Source organism: Cryobacterium breve (assembly GCF_027594785.1).
GTDB classification, from domain to species: Bacteria; Actinomycetota; Actinomycetes; order Actinomycetales; family Microbacteriaceae; genus Cryobacterium; species Cryobacterium breve_A.
In genome coordinates, this window is record NZ_CP075584.1 from 1,483,935 (window position 1) to 1,504,399 (window position 20,465).

Here is a 20,465-nt window from a genome sequence, read left to right on the forward strand (position 1 = left end):
GCGCCGAGGACTTCACGCTTGTATCCTCGGGGGAACCAGCCCTGACCGAAACGGATGTGGACATGACGATCGACATTGCCAGCCAGGCCTTCTCCATCGTCCGGAAGCGGCATCCGCTGTGGAGCCTGAGCCCGTATCGCCCCGCCCCGCGCGCCGAACTGATCTCCGTCGGTTCGACGTATGCCGTGCAGGGCCTCGGCTACGCGGTGGTCGTGACCTCCCTCCCCACCATCCAGGCACGACAGTCCCTCGACGCCACCATGGTGGCCCTGCTCCTTCTCGGAGTCTCCCTTGCCGCGGCGGGCGGTTCCGTTCTCGCCGACGCGATCGCCGTCCGCCGCAACAGCAAGGCGGCGTTGCTGAGCGGCATCGCCGCCCAGGCCGTCGGGTTCTTTCTGATGGCGACCGCGCAGCCGGCCCCGATCTATATGGGTGCCGTGCTCGTCTTCGGTGTCGGGCTGGGAGCCGTGGATGCCTCGACCGCGATGCAGGGCGTCCTCGTCCAGAGAGGCAGGCCCCGACCCCTCCTCGGGCGGTTCTTCGCCGCGTACACACTCGCCGCGATCGTCGGGGCGTTCCTGATGGTCGCGCTCGTGGAGACCCCGGCCGGCGCCGGTGCAGCCCTCGCGATCGTCGGCATCGTCGATGTTCTCGTCATCGTCGCCGGCTGGCGGCTCCTCGACACCGGTCACGCGGCCCGCGCCCCCGGCCACGCCCGCGACGCCACCCGCATTCCGCGCTGGCCCGTCTTCGTGATCGGGGCGCTCATCCTCGCGGCGTTCGTCGCCGACTCCGCTGTGAGCACCTGGAGCAGCGTCTATCTCAGCGGCACGCTGCACACGGCGGCGTGGGCTGCGCCGCTCGGCTATGCCGCGTACCAGATCGTGGTGCTCGTCTCACGGCTCGGCGTGGACTATCTCGCCCGCCGCACCGCCCGAACGGTCATCGCGACGTCGGCCATCGCCTTCGGTGGAATCGGATTCGTCGTGATCGCCCTCGTCCCGACCAGCGCAGGCGCGATCATCGGCTTTCGCCCTCACCGGCGTCATCGCGGGAGCACTCGTCCCGCTCTCCTTCGGGGCCGCTGGCGACGTTCTGCCCTCCCGCAGCGACGAGATCATCGCGAGGGTGAACCTCTTCAACTACGCGGGCGCCATCCTCGGCACCGTGATCGTCGGGCTGGTCGCGGATCAGACCGGTTTCGGCCTCGCCTTCCTGATCCCGCTCGTCATCCTCGTTTTGGTCCTGCCCGCCACCCGAGCCCTGCGCAAGCCGAAAGGCATCCCCCTCGAGGCGCCCCAGCCCGGTTGAGCCCGGCTAAGCCCGGCATCCGTTCCCAGTACGAACAACTGTGGCCGGCGCCCCGGCCACAGTTGTCCGTTTCGGCGACAGTTCCCGGTCGACGGCTTTCCCACTTGCGAGGCCTTGCCCCGCACCTCAAAAAATGAAATCATGTTGTCACTAGATGGAAATCTTCTCGGACTAGCCTGAGCGGATTCTCTCGAAAGGTGCTGACATGAGCGCGGACGCTCCGGAATCCACGGGTACCAGGACCGTCGAGCGCGCGCTCGGTCTCCTCGCCTATGTGTGCGAACACGGTGCCGTCTCCCTGACCGAAGCCGCCCGCGGCAGCGACCTGTCGGTCTCGACCACCCTCCGGCTGCTTCGCACCCTCGAGACAACCGGGTTCGTCTCCCGCGATGACAGCGGCGACTACCGCCCGGGGAGCATCACCATCCGCCTCGGCGCCCAGGCGCTTTCCCGGGAGACCATCGTCTCCGTCGCGGAGCCGAAGCTGCACGAGATCGTCGAGCTCACGAGCGAAAACGCCTACCTCGGGCTGCCGTCGACCTCGGACACCATGCTGTACGCGGCCGGCGTGCAGGGGACCCATCCGGTGCAACTGGCCAATTGGGTCGGCCGGGTGATTCCCCGCTCCACAACGGCGGCGGGCACGGCGTTCGCCGGCCGGGTCGGCGTCCACGGGTATGCGGTCGTCCGAAGCGGAGCAGACCACGACTCGACTGCGATCGCCGTGCCCGTCCACTCGGTCGGCACCATCGTCGCAACGCTCTCGGTCGTGATCCCGAACTACCGCGTCACCGATCCCGGACTCGAAAGCATCGGCGCTCTCCTCGTTCGGGTCGCCGGCGAGATTTCCGAACGGCTGGGTTCCGACCCGCTGCCGAACCAGACCTGATCCAGCCAGCCAGCCTCAACCAGCATCAACCAGAAGGAAGAAAATCGTGGCCCAGAAGCATCTCCCCCGTCCGGTCCGTGCAGCCAGGGGCACCACCCTGACCGCGAAGAGCTGGCAGACCGAGGCGCCGTTGCGCATGCTGATGAACAACCTCGACCCCGAAGTCGCCGAGCGTCCCGACGATCTCGTCGTCTACGGCGGCACCGGGAAGGCCGTCCGCAGCTGGGAGGCATTCGACGCGATCGTGCGCACCCTCCGTGAGCTCGAGGACGACGAGACCCTGCTCGTGCAGTCCGGCAAGCCGGTCGGGGTCTTCCGCACCCACACCTGGGCGCCTCGGGTGCTTATCGCCAATTCCAACCTCGTCGGGGACTGGGCGACGTGGCCCGAGTTCCGCAAGCTCGAGCAGGCCGGGCTGACCATGTACGGCCAGATGACCGCCGGTTCGTGGATCTACATCGGCACTCAGGGGATCCTGCAGGGCACGTTCGAGACCTTTGCCGCGATCGCGGACAAGCGATTCGACGGCACGCTCGCCGGAACCCTCACCCTCACCGGCGGGGCCGGCGGCATGGGCGGCGCCCAGCCCCTCGCCGTGACGATGAACGGCGGCGCGGTACTCATCGTCGACGTCGACCCCGCGCGCCTGCAGCGCCGCGTCGACCACGGCTACCTCGACGAGATGACGGACGACCTCGACGACGCCGTCGCCCGGGTCCTGGCAGCGAAGGCGGAGCGCCGGGCGCTTTCCGTCGGGCTCGTCGGCAACGCGGCATCCGTCTTCACCGAACTGCTCGAACGCGGCGTCGCGATCGACATCGTCACGGACCAGACCAGTGCGCACGACCCACTCAGCTACCTGCCGGAGGGCATCAGCGTCGCCGACTGGCACACCCGAGCCGCCGCGGACCCCGAGGACTTCACGATCCGGGCGCGGGCATCGATGGCCAAGCACGTCACCGCCATGGTCGGGTTTCGCGACGCCGGAGCCGAAGTGTTCGACTACGGCAACTCGATCCGCGCGGAGGCCGTGCTCGGCGGCTGCGAGCGGGCGTTCGAGATTCCCGGCTTCGTGCCCGCCTATATCCGGCCGTTGTTCGCCGAGGGCAAGGGGCCGTTCCGCTGGGCCGCGCTCTCCGGAGACCCGGCCGACATCGCCGCGACCGACCGGGCGATCCTCGAGCTGTTCCCGAACGATGCGAAGCTCGCGCGCTGGATCCACGGCGCCCAGGAGAAGGTGCAGTTCGAAGGCCTGCCCGCCCGGATCTGCTGGCTCGGCTACAAGGAACGACACCTGGCCGGGCTCAAGTTCAACGAGATGGTGGCCTCCGGCGAGATCAGCGCCCCGATCGTGATCGGGCGCGACCACCTCGACTCCGGCTCCGTCGCCTCTCCCTACCGTGAGACCGAGGGCATGAAGGACGGCTCGGACGCGATCGCCGACTGGCCGCTGCTGAATGCCCTGCTCAACACGGCGTCGGGCGCGACGTGGGTGTCGATCCACCAGGGTGGCGGCGTCGGCATGGGCCGGTCCATCCACTCGGGCCAGGTCACCGTTGCCGACGGCACGGAGCTCGCCGCCCAGAAGATCGAACGGGTACTGATCAACGACCCCGGCACCGGCGTGATGCGTCACGTCGACGCCGGGTACGAGCGTGCCGCCGCCGTTGCCCGTGAGCGCGGCCTGCGCGTGCCGATGTGGGAGGGCGAATGACGGAGTCGGCCACCACCGGCACGGGGCCGGCAACCGCGCACGGCCTGCTCTCCGGCCTCGACGAGATCGCGGAGATCGGCAGGGACACCCGGCGCGGTGGCTACTCCCGGCACCTCTGGCAGCCGGCCGACCGTGAACTGCGCGACTGGTTCGCCGAACGCGCCGTCCGGCTCGGGCTCGACGTGGAGACCGACCGGAACGGAAACACCTGGGCGTGGTGGGGCCCGCGCGGCGACGATGCGATCGTCGTGGGCAGCCACCTCGACTCCGTTCCCGGCGGCGGCGCATACGACGGCCCCCTCGGCGTGGTCAGCGCCCTCGAGGCGATATACCGGTTGCAGGCGAGCGGGTTCCGGCCCGCACGCCCCTGCGCCGTGCTCGTCTTCGCTGAGGAGGAGGGCTCCCGGTTCGGCATCGCCTGCCTCGGCTCCCGGCTGATGACCGGCGCACTCGACGCCGATCGGGCCCGCGCTCTCGTCGACGCGGAGGGCATCTCGCTCGGGGCGGCGGCATCCGCTGCCGGGATCGACCCGGCCCGCCTCGGCGAGGACCGAACCGCCCTCGCTCGCATCGGCCTGTTCGTCGAGCTGCACGTGGAGCAGGGCCGCGGGCTGATCGACCTGGGCAGCCCGGTCGCGGTCGCCTCGTCGATCCTCGCGCACGGGCGCTGGCGCGTGACCTTCACCGGGGAGGGCAACCACGCCGGTGCCACGCGGATGACCGACCGCCGGGACCCGATGCTCGCAGCCGGCCGCTCGATGCTCGCCGTTCGCGATGCCGCCGTCGCGAGCCCCGGATCCCGGGCCACGATCGGCCGGATCGAGGCCGTGCCGGGCGGCACCAACGTGATCTCCTCGCAGGTCGCGGTCTGGCTCGACGCCCGGGCCACCGAGGACGCCGCGGCGCGGGACCTCGTCACGGAGATCACCGCGCGGGTCTCCGAGGCCGCCGCAGCGGAGGGGTGCACGGCGGTTGTCGCCGAGGAATCCTGGAGCGGGGCCGTCGCCTTCGACCCGGCGCTGCGCGACCGGCTTGTTCGCTCCCTGCACGGCGTCCCCACGCTCCCCACTGGGGCCGGCCACGATGCCGGCGTGCTGTCGAGTCGCCTGCCCACCGCGATGATCTTCGTGCGGAACCCGACCGGCATCTCCCATTCACCGGAGGAGTTCGCCACCCTCGATGACTGCCTCGCCGGCGTCACCGCTCTCGAGCAGGTTCTCCGGGAGCTGCTGTGACGCCGGAGAGCACTGTGTCATCGGAGAGCACTGTGACGTTCTGGTGCGCGACCGCCCTGATCGACGGCGCGCCCGTGGACGCGGTGCGGGTGCACGCGGCGCCGGACGGGACGATCGCCCGGCTCGATCGGGGCGCTCCGGCGAGCGCCGGCGACATCGTCCTCGGCACCGTGCTCCCCGGGATGGGCGACGCGCATTCGCACGCTTTCCATCGTTCCCTGCGCGGTCGTACCCACGCGAACGGCGGCGACTTCTGGCGCTGGCGAGAGAATATGTACGCCGCGGCATCCGCTCTGGACCCCGACCTTTACTACGAGCTCGCCTCGGCAGTGTTCGCCGAGATGCTCGTCAGCGGTTGGACGGCCGTCGGCGAATTCCACTACGTGCACCACCGGCAGGACGGCCGGCCGTACCCGAACGCCCACGCGATGGAGCTCGCGGTCGAGGCCGCCGCGCGGGACACCGGGATCCGCCTGACCCTGCTCGACACCTGCTACCTGCGCGGAGGCGCCGATCGCCCGCTCTCAGAGCCTGCAGCGGCGGTTCGGCGACGGCTCGGCGGAGGCCTGGCTTCGGCGCTGGGAAAGCCTGCGGGACACCCTCGGTACCGGCGCTCGCACTCTGGCCGGCCCTGGCCCAACAGTCACGCTCGGTGCCGCCCTGCACTCGGTACGGGCCGTGCCCCGATCGGCGATGGCGACGATTCTCGCCGGGCTGCCGCCCACGGTGCCGCTGCACATCCACCTCTCCGAACAGCCCCAGGAGAATGCGGAGTGCCTCGCTGAATACGGCCTCACTCCGACCGGCCTGCTGCACGAACTCGGCGCGCTCACTCCGCGGCTGAGCGTCGTGCACGCGACCCACCTCACCGACGCGGACATCAAGCTTCTCGGCAACGCCGGGGTGACGGCCGTGTTCTGCCCGACCACAGAGGCCGACCTGGGGGACGGGATCGGGCCCGCTCGACGCCTGGCGGACGCCGGAGCCCGGCTCGCCCTCGGATCCGACCAGAACGCGGTCGTCGACCCATTTCTCGAGGCCCGCGGCCTCGAGGCCGGCGAACGTCTCGCCTCCGGTCGGCGCGGCCGCTTCTCACCACCGGAACTGACCGAGACACTCACCCGCGGCGGCTACGCGTCGCTCGGGCTCGGGACCGGCGGGCTGCAGGTCGGTGCGTGGCTGGACCTCGTCGAACTCGACACCGACTCGGTCCGCACCGTCGGCGCGGGTCCCGACCAGCTCCCCCTTGTCGCTACCGCGAGCGATGTGCGCCGCGTCATCGTCGGCGGACGTATCATCGCGAGCGACGGGCTTCTCGTGTCGCCCGCTGCCAACCCCGCAGTCCTGCTCGGTGCGGCCCTGCACCGGCTCGACCACACCATCGACCGCACGAACCCGGCCCGCCTGATCCCGAAGGAACGCGCATGACCTCCGAACTGATCACCGATATCGGCGAGCTGAGCACGTTCGCCGGCCACGAGGACCGTCGCGCGAACGCCGCGCTCGTCATCGAGAACGGCAGGATCGCCTGGATCGGCGACGCCGAGCATCCGCCCGTCGCCGACGTGCGCACGAGTGTCGGCGGGCGGGCCGTGCTGCCCGGCTGGGTGGACTCGCATTCCCACCTCGTCTTCGCCGGCGACCGTTCGGCCGAATTCGAGGCGCGCATGGCCGGCACGAAATATGCCGCCGGCGGCATCAGTACCACGGTGAACGCGACGAGGGCCGCGACGGATGCCCAACTCGAGTCCAATCTCCGAGCCTTGCGCGACGAGGCGCGGGCGCAGGGAACCACCTTCCTCGAGACCAAGACCGGCTACGGCCTCGACGTGGACACCGAGCGCCGCTCCGCCGAGATCGCTTCGCGCGGAGCGGACGTGGTGACCTTCCTCGGCGCGCACCTGGTTCCGGAGGGCATCAGCGCCCGCGACTACCTCGACCTCGTGACCGGCCCGATGCTCGCCGCCGTCACCCCGTGGGTCAGTTTTATCGACGTGTTCTGCGAGCGCGGGGCGTTCGACGTCGAACAGGCCCGCGAGGTCCTGCTCGCCGGCCGGGCGGCGGGGCTCGGCCTGCGGGTGCACGGCAACCAGCTCGGCCAGGGCGGAGGCGTCGCCCTGGCCGTCGAACTCGGGGCGGCGAGCGTCGACCACTGCAACTACCTGACTCCCGCGGACCTCGACGCCCTGGCCGGGTCGGACACCGTGGCGACCGTGCTGCCTGCCTGCGACCTGTCCACCCGGGAACCGCTCGCGCCGGCCCGCGCGCTCCTCGACGCGGGCGTCACCGTCGCGATAGCGACCAACTGCAACCCCGGTACCTCGTACACGACCTCGATGCAGTTCTGCATCGCGACGGCCGTGCTGCAGATGCACCTGACCGTGGAGGAAGCCGTGCGAGCGGCCACCCGCGGCGGCGCCCGCGCCCTCGGGCGTGACTCGGGGGCGGATGCCGTCGGCTCGCTCCGGGTCGGCGGTCGCGCCGATCTGCAGGTGCTCGATGCCCCCTCGATCTCGCACATCGCCTATCGACCGGGGGTGCCGCTCACCGCCGCCACCTGGCTGCTCGGACAACGCCTGCCCCCGGCGGTGACCCGTGCCGCCCGTGCAGCCTTCTGACGCAGTCTCCCGCGCGAGCGCCCGGGTTCCCGTCGCCTGGCGCAATGGCAGAGGCTGGACCAGCACGGTCGCCGTGGCGCCCCCTGCGGCGACGATGGACGAGTTCGACTGGCGGGTCAGCATCGCGACGATCTCCGGTGACTCGGTCTTCTCAGAATTCGCCGGCGTCGACCGATGCCTCGTCCCGCTGTCCGTGGCCGGGCTCGACCTGACCATCGACGGCACGGCGCAGCACGTCGGCCAGTACGAAGTCTGCGCGTTCACAGGGGAGAGCCTGGTCTCGTCGACCGGGTCGGCGGAGAGCTCCGACGACCTGAACCTGATGCTGCGCCGCACCGCCGCGACGGGTTCCCTCCGGGTCGAGCGTCTCACCGGCCCGTTCTCGGTGGCACCGGGTCCCGACGAGACCGTCCTGGTCGTCGTCCTCGAGGGCGAGGTCGAAATCACGGGCAAGGTCGGAAAGGACGGCGATGCCGACCACGCATCTGTCCGCACCCTCGGCCTCCGCGACGCCGTGCTTGTCAGGCCGGGACGAATCTGGCCGCTGCGCGGCGAGGCCGTCGTGGCCCTTGCGGCCATTCGCGTCAAGAACATCTCTTCGGCCCCAATGCTGTGACGGGCAACCGGTGGAGCGCCGGACGTCGCTGTCACCTGATTCAGCCAGGCGGGTCAGTCGCGGTTGGGCGGCCGTGTGAGGACCTACGTCCTACCGACGCACAGCGCTGAGATCGACGATGTGCACGGTGACCCCGGCGTCTGCGATCAGCTGAAGCGCGGCGGGGTCCGCGTCCGAGTCTGTGACGAAATCGTCGATCTCGCTCAGGTCGGCCATCTTCGCGAGGGTGACCTGTCCGACTTTCGACCCGTCGGCAACCACGATCACGCGTTGGGCGTTGGCGACCATGGCGTGATTGGTGCGCGCTTCTGTTTCGTCGTGAGTCGTCACTCCCCCTGACACGCTGATGCCGTCGGTGCCCAGAACGGCCGTGCCGACATTGATCGCTTTGAACGTGTTCTCGGACAGCGAGCCGACGGCCTCGAAGGAGGCCTCTGCCGGACGACGCCTCCCGTCATGATCACCTTGAGCTTGGGGCGAGCCGCGCACTCCAGCGCAATAGTGAGCGAATTCGTCACAATGGTCAGTCCTGACCGATTACTGAGCGCCCTGGCGACCTCGGCCGTCGTGGTCCCCCCACTCAGGGCGACCGCATACGGTCCAGCAGGGATCATGTCCACTGCACGACGCGCAATCAGCTGCTTGGCCTCACGGAACTGGGTATTCCTGAGCCGAACGGGGATTTCGCTGCGGGCATCCAGCGCACGGGCCCCACCATGCGTCCGCACGAGCAGCCCCTGTTCGTCCAGGTCCGCCAGATCGCGCCGCAGCGTCGCCGCCGAAATTCCGAGCGCGTCCGCGAGCGCCGACTGCGACATGCTCGTCTGCTCATGAAGGAGCGACAGCACGAGGCGCATCCGCTCGGAGCGCTTGCCGGAGACCGCACGAGGGGTGGATGGGTACGAGCCGTTCTGGATCATGAGACGCCTAACCGATTTGAAACGCGCAGTATTTCTGTCCACTTTAGCAGGAATATTGCGCGATACGCGCATTCTGGCGCAGGATCAAGCCATGGCAATCGTGTTGGTCCAGTGCACGGATGGTGTCAACCCGACATCGCCCGAATCGCACGGCGTCACTGCCGGGAGGAGCTCGTCATGACGCTCGCCACAACCCGCGATCTCATCGACAACTTCGGTGCAGGCAACCGTGCCGTTCTCGCCTTCAACGTGATCACCCTCGAGCACGCCGAAGCCATCGCGATCGGAGTGGAGCGCGCCAATACCGGTGCGATTCTCCAGGTGAGCGAGAACGCGATCCGGTTCCACAACGGCAGGATCTCGCCCATCATCGCGGCCTGTGCGAAGATCGCCGCCGAGTCCTCCGCGCCCATCTCCATTCATCTCGACCATTTCCAGGACCTCGCGCTCACCGAACACGCCATCGACCTGGCGAACGATCTCGGCGTGAGCTCGATCATGGTCGATGCCGCACATCTCCCCCATGACCGGAACGTTCGCCAGACCCGCGAACTGGCTCGGCGCGCCCACGCCCGCGGCCTCTGGGTCGAGGCCGAACTGGGCGAAATCGGCGGCAAAGACGGTGCGCACTCTCCGCTCGCACGCACCCAGCCCGACGAGGCGCGTGACTTCGTCGCGCAGACCACCGTTGACGGCCTCGCCGTTGCGGTCGGCAGTTCACACGCGATGACCTCACAGGTTGCGGAGCTTGACCTCACGCTCATCGCCCAACTCGCCGGAATCGTCCCCGTCCCCCTCGTCCTCCACGGATCCTCCGGCGTCGGCGACACGACTCTGGTCGCGGCCATCGCCGCCGGAATGCGCAAGATCAACGTCGGAACGGCGCTGAACATCGCGTTCACGGGCGGCGTCCGGCGATTCCTGGCCACCAACCCGGATGTCACCGATCCGCGCACGTACATTCGCGACGGCTGCGAGTCCATCTCCCGTACCGTCACGCATCTGTGCACCGTGCTCGACGTGGCAGCGGCTCACAACCCCAATACCTCGGATTCGGCCCTGCTCACCGGGCTGGGTACCCACTGATCCCATCCACCCACGAGACCCATCGATCGAACCACCCCGCCCCGAACAACGGGACGCCCGTGGGACTGCAAAGGAGCACAATGGTTAATCAACTCTGGAACACGGTACGTCGGCATAAGGCGGGTGAAACCGTCGGAATCTATTCGGTATGTTCGGCGCACCCGACCGTGCTCGAGGCCGCCATCCGTCAGGCAGATGCCGACGGCACCTACGTTCTCATCGAGGCCACGTCCAACCAGGTCGACCAGTTCGGCGGGTACACCGGCATGCGTCCGGCCGACTTCCGCGATCTGGTGTACTCGATCGCCGACAGGGTCGGCTTCGACCGGGACCGTCTGGTCCTCGGCGGCGACCACCTCGGTCCCAACCGCTGGCAGAAGCTCAGCGCCGAAGACGCTATGGCGAATGCCGAAGCCCTCGTCATCGCGTACGTCGAGGCCGGCTACACCAAGATCCACCTGGACTGCAGCATGTCCTGCGCCGGGGATCCCGTGCCGGTCGGCGACGACCTCGCCGCCGTTCGCTCGGCACGGCTGCTACGCGTCGCCGAGGACACCGCCACCCGCGCCGGTCTCCCGAGCGACATCCTGTACGTGATCGGCACGGAAGTCCCGGTGCCGGGAGGCGCACACGAAACCCTCGGCACCCTGACGGCCACCTCCGCCGGGGCTGCCCGCGCGACCCTCGACCGGCACCGCGACGCGTTCGAGAAGGTCGGCCTCACCGACATCTGGCCACGCATCATCGCGCTCGTCGTGCAGCCCGCCGTGGAATTCGACCATCTGCAGGTCATCGACTACCACCGCGAAGGGACCGTGCAACTGCGGACCGTCCTGCAGGACGAGCCGGGGCTGGTCTTCGAGGCCCACTCCACCGACTACCAGGAGACGAACCGGCTCGCCGGAACTCGTCGAAGACCACTGGGCGATCCTCAAGGTCGGACCCGGACTGACGTTCGCGATGAGGGAAGGGCTCTTCGCCCTCGCGAAGATCGAAGACGAACTCGTCCCGGTCGCCGATCGCTCCGCCCTCGTCGAGGTCATCGAACGGCGCATGCTCGCCCATCCCGACTATTGGGCGGGTTACTACGAGGGCACGGCCCAGCAGCAGCGCCTTGCCCGCCGGTTCAGCTACAGCGACCGGCTGCGCTACTACTGGCCAGACCCGGAGATCGAGGCCGCCGAGAACCGTCTCTACGACAACCTCGCCGCCCTGCAGATCCCGCTTCCCCTCATCAGCCAGTTCCTTCCCGAGCAATACGCCAGGGTGCGGGCAGGGAGCCTGTCTCCCGAACCGCGCGCGCTCGTCGTTGACAAGATCCGCGACGCCCTGCGCCCATACGCCTACGCCTGTTTCCCGACGGTCCGCGACCGTTCCACGACAACCACCACCATCCAGGGAGCACTCCTTGTCTAACCCCACCGCCACATCCACCCCAGCCGCATCGACGACCATCGGCCAGGCCGCAGGCCCCGGGTCTGAAGCCACCGTCCGCGAGATCGCCCAGCAACCGGATGTCTGGCGCGAGGCTTCGGCCAACATCGCCGCCCAGCGCACCGACATCGATGCCTTCCTCGCCCCCCTCCTCTCCCAATCCGACCTGCGCATCGTTCTCACGGGAGCAGGGACATCCGCCTTCGTCGGCGACATCGCGGCGCCGGCACTGTCGCGACTCCTCGGCCGCCGCATTGACGCCGTGGCCACGACGGACATCGTGTCGAATCCCAGGGAGAGCTTCGCCGAAGACGTTCCCACCCTGCTCGTGTCCTTCGCCCGCTCGGGCAACAGCCCGGAGAGCAGCGCCGCAACGGTCCTCGCCGATCAGGTGCTCACCGACGTCAGCCACTTGATCCTGACCTGCAACGAAGACGGGAACCTCTTCACGGACCATCAGGGACGCACACACTCGAAGGTCGTGCTGATGCCGCGTCGCTCCAACGACGAAGGCTTCGCAATGACGTCGAGCTTCACGTCGATGCTCCTGTCGAGTCTCCTGATCCTCGGCGGCGCGAACGACGACGCCGTTGCCGCCCTTTCCGCGGCGGCAACGCAGATCATCGACTGCCGCCAGCCCGAGATCCGCGCACTGGCAGAGGCGGGCTACGAACGCATCGTCTACATCGGCAGCGGGCCGCTGACCGGCCTCGCCCGCGAATCGGCCCTCAAGGTGCTCGAACTGACCGCCGGTGCGATCGTCACCTACTACGACTCGTCCCTCGGCTTCCGCCACGGCCCCAAGGCCGTCCTCGACGAGACCACGCTCGCCCTGGTCTACGTGTCGTCCGACCCCTATACCCGCGAGTATGACCTCGACATCATCGCCGAACTGCGCGCAGCGCTCACTCCCGAACGGGTCGTCGCGATCTCCTCCCTGCCGCTGCCGGCAGCCGATGGCCATTCGTGGATCCTCTCCGACCTCGAGGGCCTCGACGACGCGTTCCTGGCCGTCGGCTACATCGTCATCGCGCAGCTTCTGGGGCTCTCGTTCTCGCTCACGCTCGGCGCCACCCCCGACAACCCGTTCCCCGGCGGAACCGTCAACCGCGTCGTCAAGGGCGTGCACATCCACCCGCTGTCCGCGTCCGCGGGCACCCTCACGAACGCGAGCTGAGAGCCATGTCACTCTTTCTCGGGGTCGACGGTGGCGGCTCAAAAACCGCCTTCGTCCTCCTCAACGACTCCGGACACATCGTCGCGGAAACACAGACACCGAGTTGCTACTACTTCAGCGAGGGCATCGAACTTGTCGGGCGAATCCTCACCCAGGGCATCGGCACGATCGCCACCCAGGCCGGAATCGAGACGAAGGACATCGACCAGGCCTTCTTCGGACTCCCGGGATACGGCGAGGTCAGGCTCCGATATCGAACGGCTGAACGCCGTGCCCCGCGCGGTGCTCGGGCACGACCGCTACACCTGCGACAACGACATGGTGTGCGGCTGGGCCGGATCCCTCGGTGCCGTCGACGGGATCAACGTGATCAGCGGAACCGGGTCCATGACCTACGGAGAACGTGCAGGTCACGGCCACCGGGTCGGCGGCTGGAGCGAACTCTTCGGCGACGAAGGCTCCGCGTACTGGATCGCGATCCGCGGCCTCAACGCGTTCACCCGAATGAGCGACGGCCGGCTTCCCCGCGGCCCCCTCTACGACGTCGTCAAGGCCCGTGCCGACGTGAACAGCGACCTCGACCTGATCGACGTCGTCGTGAACAAGTGGAAGGGACAGCGAGGGGCGATCGCCGACCTCTCCAAGACCGTCGTCGAAGCCGCCGCCCAGGGCGACCTCATCGCCGCCCAGATCCTCACGGATGCCTGCGCCGAGCTGGCCAGGATCGTCGACACGACGCGCACGGAGCTCGGTTTCGGCGACGACGACACTGTCCCCGTGTCCTACTCGGGAGGCATGTTCACCGCCGCCGCCGTCCGAAGCGGGTTCGAAGAGGCGCTCTCGGCACTGCCGCCGAAATACGAGTTACGCACCCCGCTGTTCGGCCCCGCTGTCGGCGCAGCGCTCTACGCCGCAAAAAAGGCGGGCACACCGCTGTCCGAAGCCGCGCTGGCGCAGCTCCGGTCCCACTGACCGCACCCGCACTACGCATTACGCATTACGCATTACGCATTACGCATTACGCATTACGCATTACGCATTACGCATTACGCATTACGCACCACCACGCACGTCCCCCTGAGTAAGTCCAAGCAAGTAACAGATGTCAACGAGGAGATCATTGTGAAGAAAACGCAGAGTTGGATATTTTACGCAGCACTACTGGTGCTGTTCTGGGGAGTCTGGGGCGCATTCTCGTCCCTCCCCATCACCCTCTACGGGTACCCGGATGAAATGGTCTACGTCATTTGGGCCGTCGTCATGATCATCCCGGCCGTCTTCGCGCTGCGCGGCCAGAAGTTCGACCGCCGCCCGAAAGCCGCCATGTACGGTCTCCTCATCGGCCTGACCGGGGCCGGCGGCCAGCTGCTGCTGTTCAACGCCCTCTCGTCCGGTCCCGCATACCTGATCTTCCCGATCATCTCCATTTCGCCGGCCATCACCGTACTCATGGCCGTTGCGTTCCTCCGGGAGCGCCTGCCCAAGGTCGCCGTCATCGGCTTGGTCGCGGCACTGGCCGCCATCGTGCTCTTCAGCGTCGCCGGCGGTTCAGGGGACGCCACATCCGGTCCTTGGCTGGTTATCGCCATCTTCGTCTGTATCGCGTGGGGCGTGCAGGCCTTCTTCATGCGGAAGGCGGCGACCATCGGAGTGAACGACGCGACGACCTTCGCCTGGATGGCCATCAGCGGCCTGATCCTCACTCCGTTTGCGATCATCGCGATGGGTGGCCTCCCGCTCGACGTTCCCTGGCAGGCGCCCGTACTGACCGCCGCTACCCAGCTTCTCAACGCTGTCGGCGCGTTATTCCTCGTCATGGCACTGAGCCGAGGCAAGGCATCCATCGTGGCGCCCACGACGAACGCCCTCGCCCCCGTCCTTACGATCGTGGTGTCGCTCGTCGTCTACCAGACGCTGCCGACCATATTCGGAACGATCGCGATCGTGCTTGCGCTCGTCGGGTCGACGCTCATGGTCTACAGCGACGAACGACGTGGGGAGGCACTGCCGCCGGCCCTGCTCCAGAACGAGGACAGCGCGCCGAGGAAGACCCACGAGCCCGCAGATACCCTGGGCTAGCAGGCACAGTGGGTTAGCCGGCATAGTCGCCGCCAGCTGCACACCGGCCCGTTCGCACGCTTCTTGACCATCGAGAAGCGTGCGAACGGGCCTTCGTCGTGATCAGGTCACTCAATCACGCGACTTGACCGCGAGAGCGCCCGTGCCACTGTGCGCCGCCGGCACTTCCCCACCGCGCTGGACGGCTTCGAGGGCTTCCGCTTCGTCGCCGCCGATGGCCTCCCCGCGGGCGATCAGGCCCGCGACGTCCGAGAGCGGAATCTGCTTGAGGAAGAGGGACAGGAGGAAGGCGAGCGCGATGAACGGCAGCAGGTACCAGAACACCGGAGCCAGGGCATCCGCGTATGCCGCGACGATCCCATCCCGCAACGCTTGCGGAAGCTGGTTGAGCGTCTGCGGGTCCAGCGTCGCCGTGGCGTTCGAGGCATCCGCTGCGGTGGCACCGGCCGAGGCGAAGACGTGGGTGAGGTTGTCGGTGAGCCGGGTGGTGAAGATCGTGCCGAACACCGCGACGCCGAGCGACGCGCCGACCTCCCGGAAGTAGTTGTTCGTACTCGTCGCCGTGCCGATCATCGACGCGTCCACGGAGTTCTGCACGACGAGCACGACCACCTGCATGATCAGGCCGAGGCCGGCGCCGAAGACGAAGAGGAACACGCAGATCAACCAGATCGGTGTGGACGCGCTGAGGGTGGTCATCGCGACCATCGCCGCCCCGGTGATGATGGTGCCGAGGATCGGGAACATCTTGTACCGGCCGGTGCGGGTGATCGCGATGCCGGACCCGATCGAGGTCCCGATCAGGCCGACCATCATGGGTACCATCAGCAGGCCGGAGACGGCGGCGGATGTGCCGGAGGACATCTGCAGGAAGGTGGGGATGAAGCCGATCGCCGCGAACATTCCGAGGCCGAGCGTGAGGCCGATCGCGGTCGCGTTGACGAAGATGGGGTTGCGGAACAGCGACAACGGGATGATCGGGTCCTGCGCACGCGACTCGACCAGGATGAAGAGCAGCACCGCGATCACGAGGCCGGCGCCGAAAAGCCAGGTCTCGGTCGCGCCCCAGCCGTGGGCCTTGTTGCCGCCGAAATCGGTGAAGAAGATCAGGCAGGTCGTGGCCGCGGAGAGGGTCAGGACGCCGAGGATGTCGATGGGTGCCGTGGCCTTCTTGTTCGGCAGCTTGAGGGTGAACCAGGCGATCACGAAGGCGATCACGCCGACGGGGATGTTGATGTAGAACGCCCACTGCCAGGTCAGGTGGTCGACGAAGAGCCCGCCGAGCAGCGGGCCGCCGACGGCGGACAGTCCGAAGATCGCGCCGAGCGGTCCGAGGTACTTGCCGCGCTCGGAGGCGGGCACGATATCGGCGATGATCGCCTGCGAGAGGATCATCAGCCCGCCGCCGCCGAGGCCCTGGATCGCCCGGAAGACCACGAGCTGCCAGAAGTCCCCCTGCGAAGGCGCAGCCGAGCGACGCGATCGTGAAGAGGGCGATCGCGACGAGGAAGAGCCTGCGCCGGCCGAGGACGTCGCCGAACTTGCCGTAGATCGGCATCACGATGGTTGTGGCCAGCAGGTAGGCGGTGGTCACCCAGACCTGGTTCTCGACGCCGCCGAGCTGGCCGACGATTGTCGGCATCGCGGTCGACACGATCGTCTGGTCCAGGCTCGAAAGGAGCATGCCGGAGATGAGCGCGGCGAAGATGATCCAGATTCGTCGCTTAGTGAGGAGGAACGGGGCCTCGACGATAGCGGTCACGGGTTGTCCTTTCGAAGGGGTGGCGTCGCGGCCACTTCTCGGACAGCGACGAGGGAGTTGTGGAGCGCCGGGCCGAATTCCTCGGTCGTTCCCGGGCGGAGAATGCGTTCGATAGCGGTGCGCAACAGCGTGGAAAAGAGAGCAACTACGGCTCGGGCCCTCGGGTCGTCGTCGTCGACTCCCTCCCGGTGTGCAACCAGGAGCGCCAGGGCCTGCTCGCGCTCACGGCTGAGGCCGATAACCCGCGAGAGCAGTCGCGGCTCGCGCTCGATCGCGGCGAAGAAATCGGTGTGCTCGGCCACTCTGAGCCCTGTCACGGCCATCTGCTCGATGGCGAACTCAACGAGGTCGTCAAGCACCGCCGGCCACCCTCGGGAGCCCCGGGCGGTGAAGTGTTCCACGAGCCGACGGGCCTCATCGGTCTCGTCCATGCCGATGACGGCCTTGTCCTTGGACGGGAAGTAGTTGAAGAAGGTGCGCCGCGAGATCCCGACCTCTGCGCAGAGCCTCCTCGATCGTGAAACCGTTGAGGCCGCGCTCTGCGGTGAGTCGGCGGGAGACGGCGGTGAGTCGCAGGGCCGTCGCCGCCATCCGCTCCGAGCGCCCAGACGTTGTTGCACTATCAATCATAGAGTGCAGTATTGCACTCTATGGTCAGGAGTGCAACAAGCGTTCAAAACTCGTTTCCATCGCTCCAAACCGGTGGCCACATCCTCAGCGCTGGCGACTGACCGCACTCTCGCCCTACTGGTCGAAGGCGTTCACGAAGCCAACACTCGCCGCCGAGATTTCGGCGCGCGCGGCATCCTGGGAGACCGACGGTTCACCGTCCCCGGACTGCTGGCCGTAGTCGCCGAAGAACGCGTGCACGCCGCCCTCGATCACCAGATAGCCCGCATCCGCCGGCAGCGACGCTTTCGACGCACTGATCTTGTCCGGGGTTGCCAGGCCGTCGTTCGCACCGGAGATCGACAGCACATTGGCGTTCAGCCCGCTCAGGTCGTTCGCGGGGTATGAGGCGAAGAACAACAACCCGACGACCGACTCTGTCGACGCACCGGCGAAGGACTGGGCATCCAACGCCGCGACCGTCCCGCCGAGCGAGTGGCCGCCGACGACCCAGCGGGTTACCGGCGCATGTGCGGCGCGCGCCGACCCGAATGCTCCCGTCGACAGGAACGCAATCCCGAACGGCTGCTTGGGGATGACCACGACGTGGCCGGCCTCGGCGAGCGGGCGGAGAACCGCAGCGTAGGCGCGAGCGTCGACACGAGCGCCCGGCTGGAAGAATACTCCGACCTCGCTCACGGCTCCCGTCGGTTGCAGAACGATCTGGTCGGCCGTCTCGCTCACGGTCACCCGTGCGTCTGAATTCATCGCCGACAGGGCCGGCTCGACCGCCGTCGACGGCACGAGCCACCAGGCCAGTGCGATCACCCCGAGCGAGAGAACGCCGAGCACGCCCCGGATCACCTTCCATCCGCGGTGGCGCACCGCCCGGGCGAGCCAGGAGCGCACGGCGATCACAAGGCTGACGATGAAGGTGAGCACAAGCAGGATCAGGTATGCCGGATGACCGTGGACGAGCATCGATCCCGTCCATGCCGCCGCCCAGACCGTGACGATCACGCCGAGCGTGGACACGATGCGGGTGATCCAGAGGAAGACCCTGTCGCCCCGGGTGGTCGCGGCCTCGGTCGCCGACTGGATCTTGCCTGCCTCGCTCATGGGGAAATTATCCCAGCGGCACTGGTCACGAAGCTACCTAAATACATTAGGTAAAACTGAGGTACCATTAGGCAAAAGGGAGCATTCATGGCACGCGCAGGATTGACCGCGGACCGCCTCACCCAGGCGGGCGCTGAACTCGCCGACGAAGTCGGATTCGACAACGTCACGCTCTCGGCGCTCGCCAGGCTCTTCGACGTCAAGGTCGCGAGCCTGTACTCCCACGTCACCAACTCGCACGACCTCAAGACCAGGATCGCCCTGCTCGCCTTGCAGGAGCTCGCCGACCGGGCAGCGGATGCCGTGGCCGGCCGCGCCGGCAAAGACGCCCTGGTCGCGCTCGGCAACGTCTACCGCGACTATGCCCGCGAACATCCCGGGCGTTATGCCGCCATGCACTTCCGGCTCGACCGGGAGACCGCGATCGCGAGCGCCGGCGTCCGCCACTCCGCGATGACCCGCGCGATCCTGCGCGGCTACGACCTCGCGGAACCGGACCAGACGCATGCCGTCCGGCTGCTCGGCAGCGTCTTCCACGGCTTCGCGACCCTCGAGCTGGAGGGCGGATTCGGCAACAGTTCCCCCGACTCCCAGGAATCCTGGACTCGCACCCTGGATGCCCTCGACGCCCTGCTTCGGGCCTGGCCGGCGCCCGACTGACTCCCGCACGGCCCCGCAGAACTTCCCACCATCTCCGAGTTCCCCCACTAGAAGGCCCACAGATGTCCTCCCACCACGACTGGATCACCACGCCCATCATCGCCGACCTCCTCCGCGGCGCCCTTGATTCGGAACAGACCGTCCACGGTCTGCTCCCGCACCGCCTGCCCGCCTGGGCTCGCGGCTACGCCGACCCGCAGCTGGCCACCATGGAAGCCCAGCCCTCCGGGGTCCGACTGGCCTTCAGCACCCGAGCGACCGACCTCGAACTCGACGTACTCCCCACCAAGCTGGTCTACCTGGGCGCCCCGCCACGCCCGGTCGGCGTGTACGAACTCCTTGTGGATGGGCGACTGGCCGGCCAGGCCGTCGCGACGACCGGCATCACCGTCACCGTCGATATGGCCACCGGCGCCACCACGAACCACCTCGGGCCGGTCAGCACCCTCCGCTTCACGGGCCTGCCGGATCACCTCAAGACCATCGAGATCTGGCTCCCGCACAACGAAAGAACCGAACTCGTCTCCCTCCGCTCCAACGGCACGATCGAGCCCGCACCGGCGACGGGGAACCGGGTCTGGCTGCACCACGGCAGCTCGATCAGCCACGGCTCCAACGCCGTGAATCCCACCGAGACCTGGCCTGCGCTCGCCGCCTCGAGCGGCCAGGTGGATCTGGTGAACCTCGGCTTCGGCGGCAGCGCACTGCTCGACCCCTTCATCGCGCGCACCATGCGGGACGCTCCCGCCGACCTGATCAGCGCCAAAATCGGCATCAATCTCGTCAATCTTGACCTGATGCGCCTGCGCGCCTTCGCCCCTGCCGTGAACGGCTTCCTCGACACCATCCGCGACGGTCACCCCACCACACCGCTACTGCTGATCTCCCCCATCCTCTGCCCCATCCACGAGGACACTCCCGGACCCGGCGCGTTCGATCGTGCAGCCCTCGCCGCCGGGCGAATGCAGTTCGTGGCCACCGGGGACCCGGCCGAGACATCCACCGGGAAGCTCACGCTCACCGTCATCAGGACCGAGTTGGCGCGTATCGCTCGGCAGCGGGCGGCCACGGATCCGAACCTGCACTACCTCGACGGCCTCGAGCTCTACGGCGCCGCTGACTTCGCCGAACATCCGTTGCCCGACCGCCTCCACCCGGATGCCGCGACGCACCACAGCATCGCCGAGCGCTTCGCCCGGCTCGCGTTCGGCACAAAGGGGGCCTTCGCCGCCTGAC

At 68.0% G+C, this 20,465-nt stretch carries 19 protein-coding genes and 4 pseudogenes; 17 read left to right on the plus strand and 6 right to left on the minus strand.

Going from position 1 to position 20,465, the window contains the following annotated elements; genetic code table 11:
- The first annotated feature begins 62 nt into the window (after positions 1-62).
- The 8 genes from KIV56_RS07200 to KIV56_RS07235 all read left to right on the plus strand — a co-directional run bounded on the left by KIV56_RS07200 (position 63) and on the right by KIV56_RS07235 (position 8,383).
- Positions 63-1,448: an MFS transporter gene (locus tag KIV56_RS07200; RefSeq protein ID WP_281535711.1), complete on the plus strand. Its 1,386-nt coding sequence runs from the start codon at positions 63-65 to the stop codon at positions 1,446-1,448.
- Between the two features lie 68 nt (positions 1,449-1,516).
- Positions 1,517-2,200 carry an IclR family transcriptional regulator gene (locus KIV56_RS07205; protein ID WP_281535712.1) on the plus strand — a complete coding sequence of 228 codons (684 nt, stop codon included), beginning with the start codon at positions 1,517-1,519 and terminating at the stop codon, positions 2,198-2,200.
- 46 nt (positions 2,201-2,246) lie between these two features.
- Positions 2,247-3,914, plus strand: a complete 1,668-nt coding sequence (hutU, locus tag KIV56_RS07210; protein WP_281535713.1) for a urocanate hydratase — start codon at positions 2,247-2,249, stop codon at positions 3,912-3,914.
- Positions 3,911-5,149 (plus strand): allantoate amidohydrolase, encoded by a 1,239-nt coding sequence (locus tag KIV56_RS07215; protein WP_281535714.1) that lies wholly within the window; start codon positions 3,911-3,913, stop codon positions 5,147-5,149. The genes hutU and KIV56_RS07215 overlap by 4 nt, the downstream gene beginning before the upstream one ends.
- A 32-nt stretch (positions 5,150-5,181) precedes the next feature.
- Positions 5,182-5,934 (plus strand): amidohydrolase family protein, encoded by a 753-nt coding sequence (locus tag KIV56_RS07220; RefSeq protein WP_281535715.1) that lies wholly within the window; start codon positions 5,182-5,184, stop codon positions 5,932-5,934.
- A complete protein-coding gene (locus tag KIV56_RS07225; RefSeq protein WP_348648497.1) occupies positions 5,876-6,577 on the plus strand; it encodes an amidohydrolase family protein in 702 nt (233 codons plus the stop codon). Before KIV56_RS07220 ends, KIV56_RS07225 begins: the two co-directional genes overlap by 59 nt.
- Positions 6,574-7,767, plus strand: a complete 1,194-nt coding sequence (gene hutI, locus KIV56_RS07230; RefSeq protein WP_281535717.1) for an imidazolonepropionase — start codon at positions 6,574-6,576, stop codon at positions 7,765-7,767. The genes KIV56_RS07225 and hutI overlap by 4 nt, the downstream gene beginning before the upstream one ends.
- On the plus strand, positions 7,754-8,383 hold the full coding sequence (locus tag KIV56_RS07235) for a HutD/Ves family protein (protein WP_281535718.1): 630 nt from the start codon (positions 7,754-7,756) through the stop codon (positions 8,381-8,383). The genes hutI and KIV56_RS07235 overlap by 14 nt, the downstream gene beginning before the upstream one ends.
- 90 nt (positions 8,384-8,473) lie before the next feature.
- Here the strand turns inward: KIV56_RS07235 and KIV56_RS07240 are convergent, their stop codons facing one another.
- A complete protein-coding gene (locus KIV56_RS07240) occupies positions 8,474-8,872 on the minus strand; it encodes a hypothetical protein (RefSeq protein WP_281535719.1) in 399 nt (132 codons plus the stop codon).
- Positions 8,873-8,874: 2 nt separating this feature from the next.
- A pseudogene (locus tag KIV56_RS07245) lies at positions 8,875-9,375 on the minus strand (DeoR/GlpR family DNA-binding transcription regulator); the annotation flags it as partial.
- A 105-nt stretch (positions 9,376-9,480) separates the two neighbouring features.
- Between KIV56_RS07245 and KIV56_RS07250 the strand changes: the two are divergent.
- From KIV56_RS07250 to KIV56_RS07275, 7 genes and pseudogenes are all read left to right on the plus strand, one after another.
- Entirely contained in the window at positions 9,481-10,389 is a 909-nt protein-coding gene (locus tag KIV56_RS07250) for a class II fructose-bisphosphate aldolase (RefSeq protein WP_281535720.1), read from the plus strand.
- Between the two features lie 80 nt (positions 10,390-10,469).
- Positions 10,470-11,231, plus strand: a pseudogene (locus KIV56_RS20295) (class II D-tagatose-bisphosphate aldolase non-catalytic subunit); the annotation flags it as partial.
- 118 nt (positions 11,232-11,349) lie between these two features.
- On the plus strand, positions 11,350-11,805 hold the full coding sequence (locus KIV56_RS07260; RefSeq protein WP_281535722.1) for a class II D-tagatose-bisphosphate aldolase non-catalytic subunit: 456 nt from the start codon (positions 11,350-11,352) through the stop codon (positions 11,803-11,805).
- Positions 11,798-13,000, plus strand: a complete 1,203-nt coding sequence (locus KIV56_RS07265) for an SIS domain-containing protein (RefSeq protein WP_281535723.1) — start codon at positions 11,798-11,800, stop codon at positions 12,998-13,000. The genes KIV56_RS07260 and KIV56_RS07265 overlap by 8 nt, the downstream gene beginning before the upstream one ends.
- Positions 13,001-13,005: 5 nt before the next feature.
- Positions 13,006-13,239, plus strand: a pseudogene (locus tag KIV56_RS20300) (BadF/BadG/BcrA/BcrD ATPase family protein); the annotation flags it as partial.
- Positions 13,240-13,270: 31 nt separating this feature from the next.
- Complete coding sequence (locus tag KIV56_RS07270) at positions 13,271-13,972, plus strand: BadF/BadG/BcrA/BcrD ATPase family protein (RefSeq protein WP_281535724.1); 702 nt, start codon at positions 13,271-13,273, stop codon at positions 13,970-13,972.
- Between the two features lie 150 nt (positions 13,973-14,122).
- On the plus strand, positions 14,123-15,079 hold the full coding sequence (locus KIV56_RS07275) for a DMT family transporter (RefSeq protein WP_281535725.1): 957 nt from the start codon (positions 14,123-14,125) through the stop codon (positions 15,077-15,079).
- A gap of 111 nt (positions 15,080-15,190) precedes the next feature.
- Here KIV56_RS07275 and KIV56_RS07280 read toward each other — a convergent pair.
- From KIV56_RS07280 to KIV56_RS07295, 4 genes and pseudogenes are all read right to left on the minus strand, one after another.
- Positions 15,191-16,841, minus strand: a pseudogene (locus tag KIV56_RS07280) (MDR family MFS transporter).
- Positions 16,838-17,272: a hypothetical protein gene (locus KIV56_RS07285; protein ID WP_281535726.1), complete on the minus strand. Its 435-nt coding sequence runs from the start codon at positions 17,270-17,272 to the stop codon at positions 16,838-16,840. The pseudogene KIV56_RS07280 and the gene KIV56_RS07285 overlap by 4 nt, the downstream one beginning before the upstream one ends.
- Positions 17,256-17,471 (minus strand): hypothetical protein, encoded by a 216-nt coding sequence (locus KIV56_RS07290; RefSeq protein WP_281535727.1) that lies wholly within the window; start codon positions 17,469-17,471, stop codon positions 17,256-17,258. Before KIV56_RS07290 ends, KIV56_RS07285 begins: the two co-directional genes overlap by 17 nt.
- A 114-nt stretch (positions 17,472-17,585) precedes the next feature.
- Complete coding sequence (locus KIV56_RS07295; RefSeq protein WP_281535728.1) at positions 17,586-18,569, minus strand: alpha/beta hydrolase; 984 nt, start codon at positions 18,567-18,569, stop codon at positions 17,586-17,588.
- Positions 18,570-18,656: 87 nt separating this feature from the next.
- On the opposite strand from KIV56_RS07295, the gene KIV56_RS07300 reads away from it, so the two are divergent.
- Both KIV56_RS07300 and KIV56_RS07305 read left to right on the plus strand, forming a co-directional pair.
- A complete protein-coding gene (locus KIV56_RS07300) occupies positions 18,657-19,229 on the plus strand; it encodes a TetR/AcrR family transcriptional regulator (RefSeq protein ID WP_281535729.1) in 573 nt (190 codons plus the stop codon).
- 62 nt (positions 19,230-19,291) lie between these two features.
- On the plus strand, positions 19,292-20,464 hold the full coding sequence (locus KIV56_RS07305) for a GDSL-type esterase/lipase family protein (RefSeq protein ID WP_281535730.1): 1,173 nt from the start codon (positions 19,292-19,294) through the stop codon (positions 20,462-20,464).
- Position 20,465 lies beyond the last annotated feature (1 nt).